General features: G+C 29.6%; 2 protein-coding genes and 1 pseudogene. 1 reads left to right on the top strand and 2 read right to left on the bottom strand.

Annotated elements, in window-relative coordinates; genetic code table 11:
• Positions 1-986: pseudogene (locus HGI79_RS22245) on the bottom strand (RHS repeat protein); the annotation flags it as partial.
• Complete coding sequence (locus HGI79_RS22250; protein ID WP_185652853.1) at positions 983-1,387, bottom strand: hypothetical protein; 405 nt, start codon at positions 1,385-1,387, stop codon at positions 983-985. The gene HGI79_RS22250 and the pseudogene HGI79_RS22245, both read right to left, overlap by 4 nt.
• 86 nt (positions 1,388-1,473) lie before the next feature.
• On the opposite strand from HGI79_RS22250, the gene HGI79_RS22255 reads away from it, so the two are divergent.
• Entirely contained in the window at positions 1,474-2,379 is a 906-nt protein-coding gene (locus HGI79_RS22255) for a 3-isopropylmalate dehydrogenase (protein WP_185652854.1), read from the top strand.
• The last annotated feature ends 507 nt before the right edge of the window (positions 2,380-2,886 follow it).

Consider the following 2,886-nt stretch of genomic DNA (forward strand, 5'->3'; position numbering starts at 1 on the left):
ATCTCTTCGCTTACTTTTTCAAGCAAACCTACGCTGTTATAGTAATATCTAGTTACCTTATAGGTATTTGCATTTATTTTCAATCTTTCTAAGGTTCTGTTTCCAAGGCAATCATAAGCATAATGTACTTCTGCTCCTGTGGTATCAGTAATTTTTGTTATTCTGCTGTTTTTATCATAAGTATAAATTATAGTATTATATTGTTTTGGATAAGCATTTTCATCTACATACTCTGGAGATATTTTCTCTTCTACTCTTCTTCCTGCTTTATCATATTTATACAGAGTTACATTATATTTTATACTACCTGACTGCTCTTCCACAGGAACTCTTTTTTCAAGCATCCAGCCTGCTGTATTATACTTATAAAGTGTACCATAACGAGCTTCATCAGTATCCGAACTTAAGTAACCCTTAGCATCTATTTCTTTTATTATTCTGCCTGCTTTATCATATACAAAACGTCTGGATACATTGCTCTCTGGGTCTTTTATGGTTACAAGTCTGTCTCTTTCATCATATTCATACTCTGTACCTAATCCATCATCTGTTTCACTATTGTATCTTATTCTTCTATTATTATCATCATATTCATATTCTACACCTAGCCCATCATCAGTATATCTGTCATAATAGTTTGGATTTATTTCCTTTATCAAATTTCCTTCTGCATCATATTTTACTGCCAATACATTCTCTAATGGATCTATAGTTTTTATAAGTCTATCAAAAGCATCATAACGATATTGATAACCTGTACCATTGTCTACAGCTTCATTATACTCATTTGGAAGTACTTTTCTTATTAGGTTTCCTAATTTATCGTACATCAATCTTGTGGTGTTACCTTTTGCATCAACTATATGAGTTTTCTTATTTAAAGCATTATAGCCAAATTCTACAGTACCATAAGAACTAGTTATGGAAGTCATTCTTCCTGCTTTATCATATTCATATTTGAATACATTACCTTCTGGATCTTTCACAACTGTAACTTTATCAAAATGCTTTTCTCCATATACAAATACTGTGTTGATCTGTGTATAAACGTATTTTCCATGTCCTTGTCATTATATTCTACATCTATTATGCTTCCTTCACGATCATACTGCTTTATTACTCTTCCAGATTCATCATACTCATTTTTTACATACGTATTTCCATCTTGGTCTGTTATAGCTGTTATTAAATTATCTTTATAGGTGTAGGTTAAAACTCCTTCATTTGGGAAATATACATTTATAAGATTATCTCCATCATATTCATAAGCCGTTTTTCTTCCTATGTTATCTGCTATTTCTACTATTTTTCCATATATTTCAGATAGAATGGCTCCTGTAGTTATTTTTATTTTTTTGCCTTTTCTTTCAGCTTCAGTGACCTCCACATACAATCTTCAAAATTATTTTTCGATGTATTTCAAATGAAAATTTTATATGATATAATTAAATAAAAATAAAGGCAGTGATAAATTTGACTAAGGAAAAAATCAAATGGCACCCAGCCTTTGCTGCGGCTGTACAATTGGAATTAAAAGACTATGAAAAACATCTTGAATTTTTTACAGAGCATCAGTTAACTGCTGAACCTCTAAGGATAGATATACTAATTATAAAAAAATTGGATAACATAAAGATACATAAATTGATTGGTAAAATTTTTAAACAATATAATATATTTGAATATAAATCACCCTCTGATTATGTATCTATAGATGATTATTTTAAAATTAAAGCATACGCCTATTTATATAAGGCTTTATCTAGTGAAACAAACAAAATTGATATAGATGATATCACTTTAACAATAACTTCTAATAAATATCCAAAGAAATTAATACAATATTTAAAAAGTACACAAAAAGCTGAAATAGAGAAAATAGATAGTGGAATATATTATATAGAAAAAACAGATATAAAGACCCAGCTACTAGTTACAAAAGATTTACCAGATGAGCAGGCAGCTTACTTAAAACTTCTTCAAACAAAATATCAAAATAGAGAATTAATAAAAAAATGGTTAATGGAGTATATATCCAACACCAAAAATCCGTTATATGCAATAATTATGGATGTCGTAACAGAAGCAAATCCAAATGAGCTATTGGAGGTGTATAAAGATATGGGAGTAGGCAAAATAAGCAGCGATAACAAAGAGTTTTTATTAGAAATTATGCGAAAACTTGAACTGGATAAAAAACTTAGAGAAGAAGGTAGGCAAAAAGGTAAAGAAGAAGGTTCTACTGAAAAGGCATTAAAAGTTGCAAAAAATTTACTTGAAATGGGATTAGACATTAAACAAGTTGCCATTGCTACTGAACTTTCAATAGAACAAGTTAAAAAAATAAAAAATCGAGTAAGAAGAAATCCGGATAACTAATCTCGATTTCAGACCTCTTACAGAACCGCACATGCGGTCCTCGCATATGGCTCATGATATACCTTAGTTACTATTCATAATAGTAATTTGTAGTTAGTTGTTTGTATGTTTGAATAATATGTTCTATAAGTGTATAATTCATAAGTAAAATATTAAGGACTATACACACTTTTGCATAAATTTTAAAGTGTGTATAGTCCTTTAATTTTCTTCATTATTGCCAGATAGTTGCTCCCTTTTTACTTCTTTTCTTCTTATCAAAGGCAGTTCTGTTTTTACCATTAACATCATTTATATATTCTTCTATAACCTGATACGCCATATCTTGAAGATCTTTAAGGTATTTTCTGTTCCAATAGAAATATTTTCTAAATTCCTTCGGAATAGTAAATATACAATGTCTATGTGGTACATCAAGAATTCTTCTTACCCCCCGGTGTTAAAATAGTTGTCGTAGGGAATAAAAAATGATATGCTCGAACAAAAGGAGAGATGAACCTATGACAA

It is taken from the genome of Clostridium sp. DJ247, assembly GCF_014231265.1.